The 15,865-nt window shown below is 42.0% G+C and carries 17 protein-coding genes and 1 riboswitch; of the genes, 5 read left to right on the forward strand and 12 right to left on the reverse strand.

Annotated features, from left to right (window positions below):
* Window positions 1–9 precede the first annotated feature (9 nt).
* On the reverse strand, window positions 10–639 hold the full coding sequence (locus ACJROX_RS22810; RefSeq protein ID WP_408007496.1) for an EAL domain-containing protein: 630 nt from the start codon (window positions 637–639) through the stop codon (window positions 10–12).
* Between the two features lie 14 nt (window positions 640–653).
* Window positions 654–923: a hypothetical protein gene (locus ACJROX_RS22815; protein WP_408007497.1), complete on the reverse strand. Its 270-nt coding sequence runs from the start codon at window positions 921–923 to the stop codon at window positions 654–656.
* A 191-nt stretch (window positions 924–1,114) separates the two neighbouring features.
* On the opposite strand from ACJROX_RS22815, the gene glpX reads away from it, so the two are divergent.
* From glpX to ACJROX_RS22830, 3 genes are all read left to right on the forward strand, one after another.
* Complete coding sequence (glpX, locus tag ACJROX_RS22820) at window positions 1,115–2,083, forward strand: class II fructose-bisphosphatase (protein ID WP_408007498.1); 969 nt, start codon at window positions 1,115–1,117, stop codon at window positions 2,081–2,083.
* Between the two features lie 14 nt (window positions 2,084–2,097).
* The gene (locus ACJROX_RS22825; RefSeq protein ID WP_408007499.1) at window positions 2,098–2,370 is read left to right on the forward strand and encodes a DUF3055 domain-containing protein; all 273 of its coding nucleotides are present in this window, start codon (window positions 2,098–2,100) and stop codon (window positions 2,368–2,370) included.
* 346 nt (window positions 2,371–2,716) lie between these two features.
* Window positions 2,717–2,944, forward strand: a complete 228-nt coding sequence (locus ACJROX_RS22830) for a hypothetical protein (protein WP_408011742.1) — start codon at window positions 2,717–2,719, stop codon at window positions 2,942–2,944.
* A 32-nt stretch (window positions 2,945–2,976) separates the two neighbouring features.
* On the opposite strand, the gene ACJROX_RS22835 is transcribed toward ACJROX_RS22830, so the two are convergent.
* The gene (locus ACJROX_RS22835) at window positions 2,977–3,321 is read right to left on the reverse strand and encodes a YutD family protein (protein ID WP_408007501.1); all 345 of its coding nucleotides are present in this window, start codon (window positions 3,319–3,321) and stop codon (window positions 2,977–2,979) included.
* A 114-nt stretch (window positions 3,322–3,435) separates the two neighbouring features.
* Here ACJROX_RS22835 and ACJROX_RS22840 point away from each other — a divergent pair, with 114 nt between their 5' ends.
* Entirely contained in the window at window positions 3,436–4,050 is a 615-nt protein-coding gene (locus tag ACJROX_RS22840; protein ID WP_408007502.1) for a YhcN/YlaJ family sporulation lipoprotein, read from the forward strand.
* Between the two features lie 145 nt (window positions 4,051–4,195).
* On the opposite strand, the gene lipA is transcribed toward ACJROX_RS22840, so the two are convergent.
* Entirely contained in the window at window positions 4,196–5,095 is a 900-nt protein-coding gene (gene lipA / locus ACJROX_RS22845) for a lipoyl synthase (RefSeq protein ID WP_408007503.1), read from the reverse strand.
* A 216-nt stretch (window positions 5,096–5,311) separates the two neighbouring features.
* Between lipA and ACJROX_RS22850 the strand changes: the two genes are divergently transcribed.
* Window positions 5,312–6,307 carry a M23 family metallopeptidase gene (locus tag ACJROX_RS22850; protein WP_408007504.1) on the forward strand — a complete coding sequence of 332 codons (996 nt, stop codon included), beginning with the start codon at window positions 5,312–5,314 and terminating at the stop codon, window positions 6,305–6,307.
* A 59-nt stretch (window positions 6,308–6,366) separates the two neighbouring features.
* On the opposite strand, the gene ACJROX_RS22855 is transcribed toward ACJROX_RS22850, so the two are convergent.
* The 8 genes from ACJROX_RS22855 to ACJROX_RS22890 form a co-directional block, all read right to left on the reverse strand.
* Window positions 6,367–6,471 (reverse strand): methionine/alanine import family NSS transporter small subunit, encoded by a 105-nt coding sequence (locus tag ACJROX_RS22855; RefSeq protein ID WP_261130437.1) that lies wholly within the window; start codon window positions 6,469–6,471, stop codon window positions 6,367–6,369.
* Window positions 6,472–7,995, reverse strand: a complete 1,524-nt coding sequence (locus ACJROX_RS22860) for a sodium-dependent transporter (protein ID WP_408007505.1) — start codon at window positions 7,993–7,995, stop codon at window positions 6,472–6,474. It abuts the gene before it with no gap.
* Between the two features lie 628 nt (window positions 7,996–8,623).
* On the reverse strand, window positions 8,624–10,192 hold the full coding sequence (locus ACJROX_RS22865; RefSeq protein WP_408007506.1) for a Na+/H+ antiporter NhaC family protein: 1,569 nt from the start codon (window positions 10,190–10,192) through the stop codon (window positions 8,624–8,626).
* A 393-nt stretch (window positions 10,193–10,585) separates the two neighbouring features.
* A riboswitch (Lysine riboswitch) is annotated at window positions 10,586–10,772 on the reverse strand.
* A 102-nt stretch (window positions 10,773–10,874) separates the two neighbouring features.
* A complete protein-coding gene (gene yunB / locus ACJROX_RS22870) occupies window positions 10,875–11,651 on the reverse strand; it encodes a sporulation protein YunB (protein ID WP_408007507.1) in 777 nt (258 codons plus the stop codon).
* 74 nt (window positions 11,652–11,725) lie between these two features.
* Window positions 11,726–12,031 (reverse strand): YunC family protein, encoded by a 306-nt coding sequence (locus ACJROX_RS22875; RefSeq protein ID WP_408007508.1) that lies wholly within the window; start codon window positions 12,029–12,031, stop codon window positions 11,726–11,728.
* A 67-nt stretch (window positions 12,032–12,098) separates the two neighbouring features.
* Window positions 12,099–13,496, reverse strand: a complete 1,398-nt coding sequence (locus tag ACJROX_RS22880; protein ID WP_408007509.1) for a bifunctional metallophosphatase/5'-nucleotidase — start codon at window positions 13,494–13,496, stop codon at window positions 12,099–12,101.
* A 42-nt stretch (window positions 13,497–13,538) separates the two neighbouring features.
* Complete coding sequence (locus tag ACJROX_RS22885; RefSeq protein WP_408007510.1) at window positions 13,539–14,384, reverse strand: DUF72 domain-containing protein; 846 nt, start codon at window positions 14,382–14,384, stop codon at window positions 13,539–13,541.
* A 170-nt stretch (window positions 14,385–14,554) separates the two neighbouring features.
* Window positions 14,555–15,787, reverse strand: coding sequence for an SGNH/GDSL hydrolase family protein (locus tag ACJROX_RS22890; protein ID WP_408007511.1), 1,233 nt, complete (start codon window positions 15,785–15,787; stop codon window positions 14,555–14,557).
* Window positions 15,788–15,865 lie beyond the last annotated feature (78 nt).

Here is a 15,865-nt window from a genome sequence, read left to right on the forward strand (position 1 = left end):
CACTTTCTGTTATTTCAAAAAAATTTGCGAAGGGTTGATATGCACATGATTTTGTAGAATTTCATCTACATCATCGATAAAATGTTTATGGGCGATCGTTTGAGGTGTGACATTTATGAAAATTGCATCTTGGCCCCTCATTTTTTGCAGGTTTTTTTTGATCACCAGTAATTCCAATGTATAAAGCATATTCGTCTGCCTGGCCATACTGAAAAGCTGTAATGGATGCTCATAGACGGTATGTTCAGGACCTCTTGTCAAAACTTCCCACGCCATTACATCTAATTCATGGACATTGACGATGGGTTGTGAGTATAAGGAAAAGTTTTCTTTTTCGATGATTTCCTTAATCTCGTGGACCATTTGGTTGTACTTTGACCCGACACCCTTTTTCGCCATGACAAGAGCTTTTTGATAGGTAATCAAAATTGACTGGAAAGGGTGATCGGTATAGGCGTCCATCACTATATAACCGGTTTGAAAGCTTTCTTCATCTTCTTTATCATAAGCGAAGAAATGCTCATTGATATTGGCTTTAATATTTTCTATGTATTTCTCAATCATATGGATGACATTACTTTCTTGCGGTAATGACAGGAGAAGTACAGTATCGTCACCCCAATATTGATGTAAAAACAATATCTCTTCGTCTTTTACTGTCTCGCAAACGACCTTTTGAACAACCTGCGTACATCGTTTTCAAATTGTTGGACATAGGTCATACCGAATTGTTCAATCTGATGCTTATAGGTATGGACATCAAAAACGACTACAACATGCGTTCGGTTGCAACGATATGATTTTTTTAAAATCGGTGTAACAGGATTACGCAACCAGAAGTGAGGCGGGAAAAACCGCAGACTTTGGTTAGGAGCAAACAGCTGCTTCCAGAAATGGAGCCAATACTTTTGTTGATTCTGCAAATTATATCACCTCAGAGGTTGAACCATAGTCCATTAAGTGTACCATAAATATTTGAAAATTCTTACTATCAATGAAATATTTTTCTATTCGACAATTACTTGTTATCATAATAAGAGTAACATGTCATACGAATGTTTGTTTTAGGGGATTTAGTATAGAACATTAATATAAAAGAACTAGGGGGCATACAATGGATCGCGAATTAGCTTTAGAAATTGTACGAGTAACAGAATCTGCCGCAATCGCTTCAGCACAATGGATGGGCAGAGGATTGAAAAATGAAGCGGATCATGCTGCTACCACGGCCATGAGAGCTATGTTTGATTCAGTCAACTTGAAAGGTACTGTCGTAATCGGGGAAGGTGAACTCGATGAAGCACCTATGCTGTATATCGGTGAAGAAGTTGGTACCGGCCATGGACCGGAAGTCGATATCGCTGTTGATCCGTTGGAAGGCACGAATATAGTAGCAAAAGGACATCCGAATGCCATGGCTGTCATTGCTATAGGTGATCGAGGAAGTTTATTGCACGCACCTGATATGTACATGGAAAAGCTTGTGGTCGGGAAAGCGGCTGCAGGGAAAGTAAGTTTGTCAGACCCGATTGAAAAAATGATCGATATTGTTGCTGAGGCCAATGATAAGCGCCTGCATGATCTTACTGTGATCATTCAAGAACGACCTAGACATGATGAGTTGGTTGAACGTATCCGTAAAAAAGGAGCCCGTGTTAAACTATTTGGAGACGGGGATGTTGGCGCTGCTATTGCCGCAGCACTTCCGAACACTGGTATTGATTTGTTCATTGGAACAGGCGGCGCACCAGAAGGCGTAATCTCAGCTGCTGCGATCAAATGTCTGGGTGGAGATATGCAGGCACGTTTAGTTCCACACAATGATGATGAACGTGAACGTTGCATCCGTATGGGATTAGAAGATCCAACACAGCTCTTACAATTAGACGACCTTATCCGTGGGGATGATGCCATCTTTGCAGCAACTGGAGTAAGTAGCGGGGAACTATTGGAAGGTGTGCGTTTCCTATCTGGTGATTATGTCGAAACAGATTCCCTCGTCATGAGAGCAAAGACAAAGACAATCCGATCGATAAAAGCACAACATCATTTGGAGCACAAACCGAACTTAGTAATGGAATAGGAGTTGAGATAAAGGTGACAGAACGATTCTTTTTATACGACGATGTTGAAGAAACGAAAACACGATTCGTAAGTTTCATGGGAGAAAATCAACGCTTCGATCTCGCGATTACGAAAACAGATCGGCATTACGGAAAAACACTCATTTTGGATATACAAGGCGGCCGCTTTGGGATTATCGGCCGTGATGACTTGGATGAGCCAGGTTATTTAGAACATGCCTTCAATTTGAACGAAGAAGATGCGCAAGAGCTTCGAGAATTTTTAGAAGAAGAGGTGCTTTCTTAGAAGGAGCTGCTTTCATGGATTTAATGACATTTGAGACCTTATTTGCCAAAAACCACTGTTATAAAAAATAGAGGACACCAGAGACCTTTTTTACGTAAAATCAAAGGAGATCAACTGCCGTTTATCCAAATAACGGAAAGATGGCCACTAGACCAACAAAAAATGCTGGAAAATGACAATTATAATGTAAGCTTTTAACTTCAGTAATAACCTACTCCACAGGGCAATATAATAAAGGATAGAAGTCCCCTATCCTAAAGCCTAGAAGGAGTGGTGTCCTTTGGCAAGAAGAAGAGGTTTCCGAAAAGAGAATGAAAAGTACACTGATTTCTCGAATGTAGAGACGATGCATAAATTCGTCTTACCTGAGGACTTACCTGAGGGTCCTTACGGCTCTCCGATCAATGCTAAGTTAGGAAAAACGACTCCGTTTGATGAAGACCAGCGTTATTACAGTGCTTTCAACTATGAGAACAAAACGCTTCATCAGGACATTCCGCGGCAATTCCCAGGTGCACACCCCGTGCATAGTGATCCAGATCGGGAAACAGAGCCGCCATATCAGGATTATTAAAATCAACTAAAGAAAAAGGGACTGACATCAAGTCAGCTCCCTTTTTCTGCTTTACTCATCTCTTTTTTGTTCGAGGGTTTACTTGATTCTTTTTTTGGGTCATTCGTTTTGACTTTTTTTACAATGAAATAAGGACAACCGAAATTACAAAACTCCAACAGATATTCAGGCACTGTACTGAATTTCGTTTCATAATTCGCTTTATCGCTATTGTCCTCAAAAAAGCCGCGTAACCGAAGCTGATTATAACCCCAATCACCAACGATATAATCGTATTTATGTAAAATTTCGCTATATCTGGATGTAAATTCTTCCTCGTTCCATCCATTTCGAAACTCCTCTATAACTTCATAATTGATTCCATTTACGCAAACCAATTTCATCACTCCATTCACATTTCTATTTTATCACGATTTATGGGTAGATGTACAAGTTCTGGCAGTATAGCCATAAAAGTTGCAGCAAAATCTATAGGTAGGAGGTGACAGTAAATGAAAAAATTCATGATAGCTGGATTAACATGTACAATGCTTATCTTACCAGCTTGCGGGATGGATAAAGGTGATTATGATGGTGCAAACGGAAATGGATTGAATCCTACCATCGATGTTAAAGATCGGGCGGGTACCCCAGGCAAAACGCCGCCGGAGGCAATGGATGACTTCGGCTATACTCGGATCCAAAGTCCGAGCAATGATCGTCGTAGCTTCGGCAGCGCACCACAAATTGATAAGAAAATCCTTTCAGACACTATTTCGAGGATGGTCATGCAGAATCGAATAATCAGAGATTCGGCTACCCTCGTAACAAGTGATAAAGTACTTATTGTTTATGATGCCAAAACTGATGATCGGGATCGAGCTGCTGATATCGTAAAAAGATCCGCAATGTCAGTGGTGCCACGCTGGTTCCATGTATATGTGTCCGACGATACGACCCTTTTCGAATACATTGAACGATATAAAAATATGGATGAAACTTCGGCTAACGTGAAGCGCAGTATTGATGGTCTGGTTAAAGAAATGAAAAAATCCCCTCAAGGTTACACAGATCCAGATAAAGATGGTGAAATGGAAGGCGATGGAAGATCTGAGGGAGGACAATGAGTGAGGGGTCGTCTTTCTTCGTCTGAGCATTTCTATTTCATTAGTTGTCGAGATATTTTGGCTTTTAAAAAGACGAAAACAAGAAAAGAGGCTTATACCGTTCCCTTTTTCGGACGGTTCAGCCTCTTTCTCTTTCCAATTAAACTTATTTTGCTTCTTGTTGGCGTTGTTTAGATGCTGAATTTACTTGTTCGTCAGCATGGTATGATGAACGTACTAACGGTCCTGATTCACAATGGCTGAAACCTTTTGACATGGCGATTTCTTTAAGCTCCGCAAATTCATCCGGGTGATAATATTTCTGGACTTTCAGATGTTTCTTAGTTGGTTGGAGATATTGCCCGATTGTCATGATGTCAACATTGTTAGCACGAAGGTCGTCCATCGTCTGGATGATCTCCTCCTTCGTTTCGCCAAGACCAACCATAATACTTGATTTTGTCGGGATATCCGGCTGCATCTCTTTTGCACGACGCAAGAATTCCAGTGAGCGTTCATATGTTGCGCGGGCACGGACTCTCGGTGTCAATCTTTCAACAGTCTCAATATTGTGGTTCAGGATGTCTGGACGGGCATCCATCAATGTCTTCAAGTTTTCGTATTTTCCCATCATATCTGATGGCAGTACTTCTACTGTGCAGAAAGGATTTGCTCGGCGTACAGCACGTACTGTTTCAGCATACACACCTGCCCCGCCGTCTTTCAAATCATCCCTTGCGACTGCTGTGATGACCGCATGCTTAAGTCCCATCAATTTTACAGAATCAGCAACACGTTCAGGTTCTTGTAGATCTAATTCATTTGGTAAACCAGTCTTTACAGCACAAAAGCGGCATGCACGCGTACATACATCGCCAAGGATCATGAAGGTAGCCGTTTTACGGACTGCCCAGCATTCGTGGATATTCGGACAACGGGCTTCTTCACATACCGTATGTAAGTTTTTCTCGCGCATCATTTTTTTCAGACCAGTGTAGTTTTCGTTTGTATTTAATTTGATCTTAAGCCATTCGGGCTTACGAATATATTCTTCTTTTTTCGCCATCTAACTCACTCCAATATTGGATTAGTTTAAGATTCCGGCATTGAGTGACACTACTCTGATGCGTTGATCTAATACCTTTCTACTGTATCATATTGTTCGATGAAGTTCCATTATCCAAGCATACGACCTGTTTTCCAACATTTGATAATCATTATTTACCTTTTTCAATACAAACTAACATTATGAAAAGATACAGGAAAGGACTGAACTCCCTGTATGAAAAAAATTGTAGTGTTACTCATTTTCATAATAGGTCTAAGCATATGTACAACTGAAAAAGCTGAAGCGAAGAAAGCGTATCAAAAAGAAGATGTTGAGCGTTATGCCCTCTATCATAAGATGGAGGCTCTCACATCGATCCCATGGTATTACCTGGCAGCGGTTGATCAATATGAACGATCGATCCGGCGTGCTCAAAAAGACCTTCCTGAAGAAGAAGGCTTGATCGGGATCTATTATTCGCCCATACAATGGGTTGGGCCTTTGAATCCTAATTTGGACGACTCGGATGCATCGACTATTTCACTGTTTGGTGGTAATGGCCTTGACGGCAACAATGATGGAAAAGCGGATCGAAACAATGATGAGGATTTACTTTACACGTTCGCCAATTACCTTCAAGCTTACGGTTTTGATGAAGAAAATATTAAAATCGGTTTGTGGGATTACTACCACCGAGATAAAACAGTCGATATCATCCTCGGCATTGCGAAAGTCTTCCGGGAGTACCAGACACTAAGTCTCCATGATCGAGCATTTCCTGTACCAATAAGGTCAAATTACAGTTTTAAAAATACTTGGGGTGATCGACGGGGATTCGGTGGGCTGCGGATCCATGAAGGGACCGATATTTTTGCTGATTATGGTGTACCTGTCAGAGCAACAACGTATGGCATTGTAGAAATAGCGGGTTGGAACCGTTTTGGAGGATGGCGTGTGGGAATTCGTGATTTGAACAACGTTTACCATTATTACGCCCATCTAAATGGATTTGAGAAGGGTATCGGTAAAGGCTCGGTTGTCAAACCAGGGCAAACAATCGGGTTTGTAGGGAGCTCAGGGTACGGGCCACCGGGGACCGCAGGAAAATTTCCTCCGCATTTACATTATGGAATGTACCGTGACAATGGTTACAACGAGTGGTCATTCGATCCTTATCCATATCTGAAAGCATGGGAACGGCAAGACCGTATTAAAAACCGGAAAAGATAAAAAAGACCCATTAAACAGAAAAAAGGATGAGCTTGGTTAGAACCAGCTCATCCACTTTTTTATTTTTGTTTAGAAGTTTTAACCGCGTTAGCAATGCTTGCAGCTAAACCTCCCCAAAGGACAACCATTCCGATGACCATCATAGTAATTGCTCCACCAGACATTTAGTTAACCTCCTTTTCGGACTCAAGAGAAGTATTACTATTCCACTTCTTTAAAGAGAAGAGGATTCCGACTACTACAGCTCCGATTGCAACAGCCCATCCGGAATAGAAAATGAAGAAGTCTGAATAACCTTCATAGTTTCCAGTCTCCGTTGGAAATTGTCTCATCAGATTCTGCTTGAAAAGTTGGAACATCATGTATCCTAAGATGAGTGGTGTAATGATGCCTAAACATATCTTCCACCAGCCACCAAGGCGGATATCCGAAATTTCATTCGAATGCCCTTGGAAATCGGTAAGTTTCTTCAAGAACCATGCTACTGCGATTACTTCGACTAATCCTACAAGGGCGATACCGAATTGGTTGATGAAGTAGTCTGCAGCATCAAGGAAGAACAAGCCGCCTTGTGTAGCAAATAGGATTGAGACTAGTGCTGCAAGTCCCCCACCCACAAATACAGCTTTTGTACGTGAAGTTCCGAATTTCTCTGAGAAACCAGCCACGTACGTTTCCACAATCGAAATCAGTGATGATAGACCTGCAAGGACTAGTGTTGCAAAGAATAAGAACCCGAATAATTCATTAAGCGCTGGAAACTGGTTGATGATCTGAGGGAAGACGACGAATGCAAGGCCGACTCCACCTGTAACAACTTCATCCACAGGCACGTTAGCTGCCACTGCCATGAATCCAAGAGCACTGAAGACTCCGATACCTGCCAAAAGTTCAAATCCTGAGTTACTGAATCCGGTGATGAATGCATTGTTTGTAATATCAGATTTTTTCGGCAGATAACTCGAATAGGTGATCATGATCGCGAATGCAATCGATAAACTGAAGAAAATCTGGCCATAAGCTGCTACCCAGACCTTTCCATCCCAAATCGCATCAAAGTTCGGTTTGAAGAAAGCATCAAGACCTGCCGCCGCTCCTGGTAATGTAATTGCACGTATGACAATGATCAAGAATAATACCACTAGTGCAGGAATGAAGATCTTGTTAGCTGCTTCAATCCCTTTCTTGACCCCTTTGAATAATACGCCCAATGTGATGACCCAAACAATTAATAATGGAATGAATACCCCTGGTACCAAGCTTCCTACTTCACCTGGCGCACTTAAATTCAAATATTCCGAGAACAAGAATCCTTCTGTGTCATCACCCCACTTAAGATTTAATGCGAAAATGGAATAAGATATCGCCCAAGCGATGATGACGGCATAATAAGTTGAGATTACAAAAGAAATAAATACTTGCCACCACCCAATCCACTCGTACTTTTTATTCATACGGTGGTAAGTAAGCGGTGCAGATCCCCGGTACTTGTGGCCCATAGTGAACTCCATGACCAATAGTGGGATTCCGGCTGTCAATAACGCGATTAGATAAGGAATAAAAAAGGCCCCTCCGCCGTTGTCATAGGCTACTGCCGGAAAACGCCAGATGTTTCCGAGACCGATTGCAGACCCGACAGCAGCTAATATAAAGCCAGCTCTCGTGCCCCATTGTGCTCGATTTTCCATACATTCTCCCCCATTCTGATGTGTTTTTCCTGACTAAAGTCCCTTTTTAAAAAACTTCCGTTTTTTCTGACTTTTTCGATTATAGTATATCTATTACGCTTGACCATGTCAAAGAATTCTTAAAATTTTTAGTGATTTCTATCCAAATTTTGCAAACGTTATTATAGTATAAAGCTACTGCATAAATACAAAAAACTGACACTAAATAAAAGTGCCAGTTCTTTATTCGAAGACTGTGTTATTTTTCATCATTGATTTCTGCGAAATTCACTCCATTCCCGGACGATCCGCGAGCTTCTTCACTCACTTGCACAGGATCTCAACACAAAAATGAAATCATTTTCGTGTCTGCGATGAGAATTCTTAGAAGCTTTCCTTATGTTGGATTCGACGTTCACCACAAGACCACGGACTCATATTCTATCCTTGTAGTTTTGCGCCGAGTAACCGCAGGCGCAGGACGTGGTGGTATTTAGTCGAAGATCCTTAAATCGCTGTGGGGTTTCGCCTGGCTCGCTGTTCCCGCAGGAGTGTCGCAAATTTCGCTAAAAGAAAATTCGCAATTGAAAAAATCAACACCAGGATTTAATAGAGCTTTATCGAAAATTATCATTCAAGCCTTTTCAGGTTAGTTTTTTTCAATACTTGTTAAGCTCATCTTTCTTAATATGAATGCGATGATAATCATCAGTGCAAGCGATACTAACAATGCCAATGTGATGCTTTGCGTAAATCCTAGAATGAGGAAGCCAATGGAGCTGACAACAGCTGCTAAAATGGCATATGGCAATTGTGTCATCACATGATCGATATGGTTGCTTCCTGCTCCAGTCGAAGAAAGAATCGTCGTATCGGAAATAGGTGAACAATGGTCCCCGAATACGGAGCCCGCAAGGACTGCAGCAAGTACCGGCAAGATATAACTGATATCTGTCGCGGCTGCTATTTCACCAGCGATCGGAAGCATTACACCGAACGTTCCCCATGATGTCCCAGTCGCAAAAGCCATGATTCCAGAAATCACGAACAATAATACGGGCAAGAATGCGATATTGATGTTATCATCTACAATTCCAGCCAAATACTTTCCAGTTCCGATTTCATCAATGATAGCAATGATCGCCCATGCAAAAATCAAGATATAGATGGCAGGGAGCATGGATTGGATTCCTTTCCAAATCCCTGTACCGAAATGCTTCCCAGGCAGTTTCTTCGTCAAGAAAAGGAGGATGGTTACTGCTAAGCCGAATAGTCCTCCATACACAAGTGATTTTGCTACATCGGTATTTTCAAACATCGATAGCAGGGTGACATTTCCTTCAGTTGCTTGTGCACCAGTATAAAGCATTGCTCCTACAGTCCCGATAATCAACGCGATGATCGGCCAGATCAAATCCCCTACCTTCCCTTTATCACTTTCTGGCAATCCACTTTGTTGTCCAGGTACTGCTTTGTTTTCCGGGTCCAACACTTGACCTTCATTGATAGCTCTCTCTTCATGTGTCTTCATCGAGAAAAGGTTGATGTTCCATAGCGCTGTCGCAAATACAAGTAACAAGGCGGATAATGCATAAATGTTCATCGGAATCATTTTTACAAAGGCTTCTAAAGCCCCGATTCCTGCTACTTCATGAGTGGCAAGAATACCACCGATCAAACCAATGATATAAGCCCCCCAGCTCGAAACTGGTGAAATGACACATACGGGGGCAGCAGTGGAATCAATATAGTATGCAAGCTTTGCTCTTGAGATACGGTGGCGGTCCGTCAGGGGACGGCTTACATTACCTACTGCAAGAGAATTGAAGTAATCATCAATGAAGATGATAATCCCGAGGACAATCGTTAGAATTTGAGCTCCAACACGCGTTTTCACCTTTTTGATCGCCCATTCACCGAAAGCACGGCTTCCACCCGCAATCGCAATCATGGACGTCATTATTCCGAGAATCAATAAAAATAATAAGATGAATACGTTCCAGGTGTTCACTTCCCATGCACCTGCATCGTTCTGTGTGACAAAGAGGTCCCGTACAATTTCGAAAATCTGGGTAAGGCTTGCTAGAATATTAAAATTATTAAGCATGAATGCTCCGACAAGAATCCCTGTGCCAAGAGACAACAGCACTTTTCTCGTCAATGCCACCATCAGCAATGCCAGCAGCGGCGGAATCAAAGAATAAATTGTATTTTCCATATGAATTTATTTACCTCCTAGAAATTTTTAAAACGGGCTCTGTTATACTTAATTGCTGATTTTCGCGAAATTCAATCCCTTTCCGCGGGATAAAGAAAAGCGGAATCGCCCCGCTTAGTAGGTCACTGGAAAACTGACGAGGAGGCTCGAACCAAACAAAGTTCGGTGACCAAAAATCAATGTGTCCCCCGCCGCAGGAAGTTTGAAGTGATCCAAGTGACTGGTCGCTGAGCTAGACATCACTTCTGGCTCGCTTTCCCGCAGGACGCATTTCACTTAAAGCATTTATCTGTTAGAAATCAACAGAAAATTTTACAAAGCCAAAAAATAAAAAAGGCAACGATAGATAGAAAATAACCTATCGTTACCTTTTAAGTAACAGTTATCCCCCATCGATCACGTAGTTCTCCACTAATTCAATCTTCCCGAATAGTGACAGTGCTACACCTATTTGATGCAGCCCCAACAGTAAACCTTTCGACAAAAGTAAACTGTTTCGGCAAATAACCCTTTCCAGTGATGGTCATCGATGTCTTTCTCGCACCAAAGTACTGATATTATTTGCTCCACTACCTCATCTGATGATAAGGTCTCTATGAATTTTACGACACAATGGATTATAACGGATAACCTGTCAAAAAACAAGCATATCTCTGTTTTTATTCATTATTTCTAATAATTACTAGTTGTTGCTTTCATTTTCTTTTTTCTCGATTGGTAATGTCGGTTGCAGTGTACCATTCCCGCCATTGTTATAGTAATCCGGAACTTCACCATTAATGAACATATTCACAAGGGGTATATTGGTTACGATCCTCGATTTCTTCGTTTCGAATGGAACGACGATCTGTACATCCACTATGACACTGATCCATACTTTATAAACCTGGTTATTGATCCCTGATTGTATCAGTTCCTCTTTTACATCCGTTTCGACTGCTCCTGTCAAACGGAACCCCACAGGGATTTTCGGCCCCAAGTTTGCCAATAACGTGTTATGCGTAGCACGCCCCATAGGGATTTCGGTGAAAATCCCCCGGTTCCCTTCACTTTCGCGTTTCACCTCTACATCCGAAAACTCAGCATGGTCCGGCACATTCCCCGCTTCGATCTGTTCAAGATAAAATTGTACATTCGTTGTTGCAAGCTGGAGGATTTCATTGGCAACCTTAGGGTTGGTATTTACCGAAGAAACTTTCCCATTATTGTCCCTAGTCACGTCAATGATGTTTTCAATGCTGTCCGATTCAACGATCCGTTTTTTAATTGCGCTTTGTATAGCAAGCTGGGCGTACTTCTTTGTTTCGTTTTCCGCAATTTCCATCAGAGTAGGCTGTAAGCCCTTATCGACGAGCCATAATGCCTGTGCTGTCAATAAGATGAAGATAATGAACGATATGATGAAGACATATTGGAATGGAAGAGGACGTTCTCGGGGACGCCTCCGGATTCTCCACATAAAGATACCCCCTATCTATTGCTATATGTATGCAATGATCGGGGGTTGTATCGCTATTAATTTGTACATGATTATCATCGAGCCATTTTAAGAAGAGCTTCACGTCCACTGGTGCCTTTGGTGATCCCCATGGCTTCCGCTTCTAATGTAACGGACTCTAAAGGAGCATCCAAGAGCTGATCCAATGTTCGTACACCCACAGCTCGACCAGCGATAATTTTTCGCTCAGCCAATTTCTCATTCAGTAATGCAACATCAAGTGCCCCGCACATGATATATCCTTTATCATTACTGATCGACATGAAATTCGTTTTCGGTAACGCAACTGTTACGCCTGTAAATAGATGCCCATCGATTTCGATTGGAGTGACCGTAATCATCTTTCCTCACGCTCCTTTTCCCTACTATCAATATGACATAGTAGTACAAAGCGTGTTGGCGTAGTGCCTATCTTTCAAAGGTTTTTAACTTCCATGCAAGGACATCCCTCAACATTTCCGGCAAGTAATAAATCTTTTCCGCTGCATAATGGACTGATGGAAGTAAACGTCCGAAAGTAAACATGTCAATTGCTCCAACCGAATAAATTCTTTCAGGGACTATCGGTTCCCCATTAATTGAAATCTCCTGAACATGATATTCGCCATCCTCCATCTCTTCACCTTTGATCTCTACACCATCGAAAACCATTCGTCCCATCACTTTTCCGCGGAAACCGAGGCCTTTGACTTCAAGGTTTTCCAATTCCTTTGTCATGGCGTGGTGGATCAACTCTTTTAAATACTCGCCCTTGAGCATGATTCTACACGGATTGATCGGATGGGGACAAACACGGTGGAGATCACCTTTTGTAACAGGCCCTTTCTTTAACGGTTCAAGCAATAAGCCCGCATTGACCATGCTGATTTCGGATTCGCACCATTCTCTGATCGCTTCAGCTAATAAAGTTGTAAAAGGAGAAGAACCAAACCACTCCAAATCAAGAGGATGGTCCAAATCAGCCACGACTTCATGTAAATTTTCATTGGCTTGTTCAGATAATCGAGAAAGAAGTTGTTCGCTTGCTTCGTCAATTTCATACTCCTGGAGATCAATACAAGTAGCTTTCACATGTTCAATTCTACACAGTTTTTCATCCCATTCGATTTCAATATGACCAATGTAAACACCGAACTTTCCAGCCTGCCCGATTGTCGTATCATTGGCGTGTAGTCCGTTTGGAAGCACATGATGTGTATGAGCCCCTAGTATGATATCAATATCACTCATTTCGGAAGAAATCTGTTTATCAGCTTCCAGTCCAAGATGAGAGAGCAGAATGAGAATATCGACTTGACTGCGGATTTGTTTTGTCGTCATTTCAATCGCTCCATACGGATCCTCTACTTCCCAACCAAGCTGTTGGTAATAGGCTTTATATGGAGCTGTCACCCCAATCACACCGACCTTCAATCCATTTGCCAGTGTGTGGATATCATAAGGTTTCGCCCATTTTGGCAAGCAGCCATCTTTTTCTTTAAGATTCGCCACCAATACTTGAAAATTCGCTTCATCGTATAGGTGATCCAACTGATCTTTAGAAAATGTGATTCCTTCATTATTCCCAATGGTGGCATTAAGTAAATCAGCTTCATTCATCAATTGGACATTGCCCTTTCCTGATGTCCCTTCTGTTATCGGATGGAAGCGATCGGCATGGTCTCCAATATCAAAACGAATGAAAGTTTCATTATTCTCGTCATGTAATCGTTGTCGATCTTTTAAAAATGCCATGATCTTCGGCCACTGTTCCAGGTGGCTATGCAGATCATTGATATGATACAGATGGAGCATTTGTCTGCTCATTGTATCATCTCCTGTCTAGTAGTAATCTTTTTGTCGGTAAAATCAGAAGAAATCGAGCTGTCGAGGCGCAAGTCCTTCGTAATCGATTCCCAGGAGCGCGACCATTTGCCTTGCATTATCTGCTGCATCTCCACCGGAATTATTATTAAAAAGAGCCGTTACCTCATGTCCCGGTTTTTCAAGCTTCAAGAGGTTATCCTTCCATTCTAAGAGCTCTTCCTCATTGTACCGATATAAATACCGCACATCACGCCAGTTAGGATTCCCTTTTTTCTGCCAGCCATGAACATTACGGCCATGAAAACGAACCAGCGTGTGATCCGGATGCGTCGGTTCCAGAACAGTCGGTATCGAGCCTGTTCCTGATTGAGGCTCGTCACAAATGCTATGGATCCAGCCTTCTTCTTTCATAAAATCCAATGTACGTTCCTTAAAGGCAGGATGGAACCAAGACTCATGCCGGAACTCAAGCGCGACAGGGATATCGCCCATCCTTTCCTTCGTACGTCTTAATAAATCGACGTTCTCGCGATTGCAATCAAACCAAGGTGGATACTGGAAAAGAACCATCTTTAGCTTATTGGAAGCTTCTAGTGGTCTGATAGACTCTTTATATAGCCGGTACATCTCCTCTTCACTTGAGAAAGGAATATCCCCTCTTGAATGGCCAGTCATCCCCTGGTATGCCTTGACCACGTATGAAAAACGATCCGGGGTTTCTTTCACCCATTTTTCATAGTTTTTCACCGGTTGGACAGCGTAAAAAGCTGAATCGATTTCTACGGTCGGAAAAAAACTGCTGTAGGTCTGCAATTTTTCATTTGATTTGATATCTGCTGGGTAAAGTGAATCGTGGTCACCCCAACCAGTCAGTCCAATCTCAATCATGTCACTGAATCCTTTCCTATGAATATCGATAATAGATACCTTATATTTTGAGTCGTCTCAATGAAAAGTGCAAGTATTTAATGCGTTATCAGGAACCAAGTATAATCACGCCGATCGGTGCTTTTATACCACTAAAAAAAGAGCCCTTTATCGAGAGCTCTTCTTGTATATTATTCAAACATTGAAAGGTCTACAGTCTCAGCCATTACCTCATATCCAGCGTCATTCGGATGCAGATGATCTCCCGCATCATATTTAGGAAGATAGCGTTCAGGGTCTTCTGGATCCCTCAGTGCTTTGTCAAAGTCGATGACACCATCAAACTCTCCACTTGTCCTGATCCAGTCATTGACCTCCTTACGGGTTTTTTCCTTTTCCGGTGTGTACATTCCTGATCCTTTGAAAGGGGTTAAGGTCCCGCCATAAATTTTAAGCCCCTTGTCATGAGAAGCATCGATGATATCCTTCATTCTTTCAATGATTTTTTCCGAATCATACTCAGGATGATGCCTTATATCATTCAACCCTTGATTGAGGATCACTGCCTTTACCCCTGTTTGGCTGAAAACATCCTGCTCTAGTCTTGCCAGGGCATTCTCACCTTTGTCGGGTAGACTGTTGATCAAATGATTAGCAGAAACGCCAGCATTCAATACAGACATTTTGGTGTCTGTTTCCTGATTGAACCGTTCTGCTAAAAAGTCAGTCCATCGATGGTTGGCATTCTGCTCCGAATGATTTCCATTGGCAATTGAACTTCCCAAGACAACAATCGAGCCTTTTACAGTAGAATCTGGGATGACGTCCACCCCATCCAGCCAAAACCAAGCTTCTTCTTTTGTTTTAAATGCAGAAGCATCAGAGTCTGTAACATGATCTCCTGTTGAAATATATGTTGTTTGCATCGAACGGGGATGCCAGGTTGCAGGTCCGGTTTTATCACGGACATAAACACTGACCGCGAGGTTTTTGGCATTCTTGACCTTAAAGGACATCGGATCACTGAATTCTTTTCCCCCTGCAGGGATTGTGACTTTTTGATCACCTCCGAATGTAACCTTGCGATTTGTCCCCGGAATGATTTCAGCTCCTTTTTTTGAAACAGCAACATTTATCTTGTCGATTGTTAACGGTTCTGAACCGAATGTATTAGAAAGACGTATGCGCATTTTTTCACCATCGGTATGAGGATGAATGATGAAACGAATCGTTTGGTTTTCAAATCCTCTTTGGGATACCCCGTCTTCAAAAGGGGCTTGCATACTTGCAGACCAAGCGCCTACCCAGTTTCCTTCATCCTGTCCTTTTTCGGTTGAAGATCCTATATCTCCATAAGCAGCCATGCATACAGAAAGTAAAATGATAATCCCGCTTGCGAGAACAAAATACTGTAAACGTAACATAAATTCCTTGCCCTTCATATCTTGTCAATTTTCTCTCCTAAGAGAGTTTATTCGACAATTATAAACCCTTTCTTGGGG

The sequence above is a fragment of the Pseudalkalibacillus sp. A8 genome (genome assembly GCF_045920555.1).
Lineage (GTDB): Bacteria > Bacillota > Bacilli > Bacillales > Fictibacillaceae > Pseudalkalibacillus.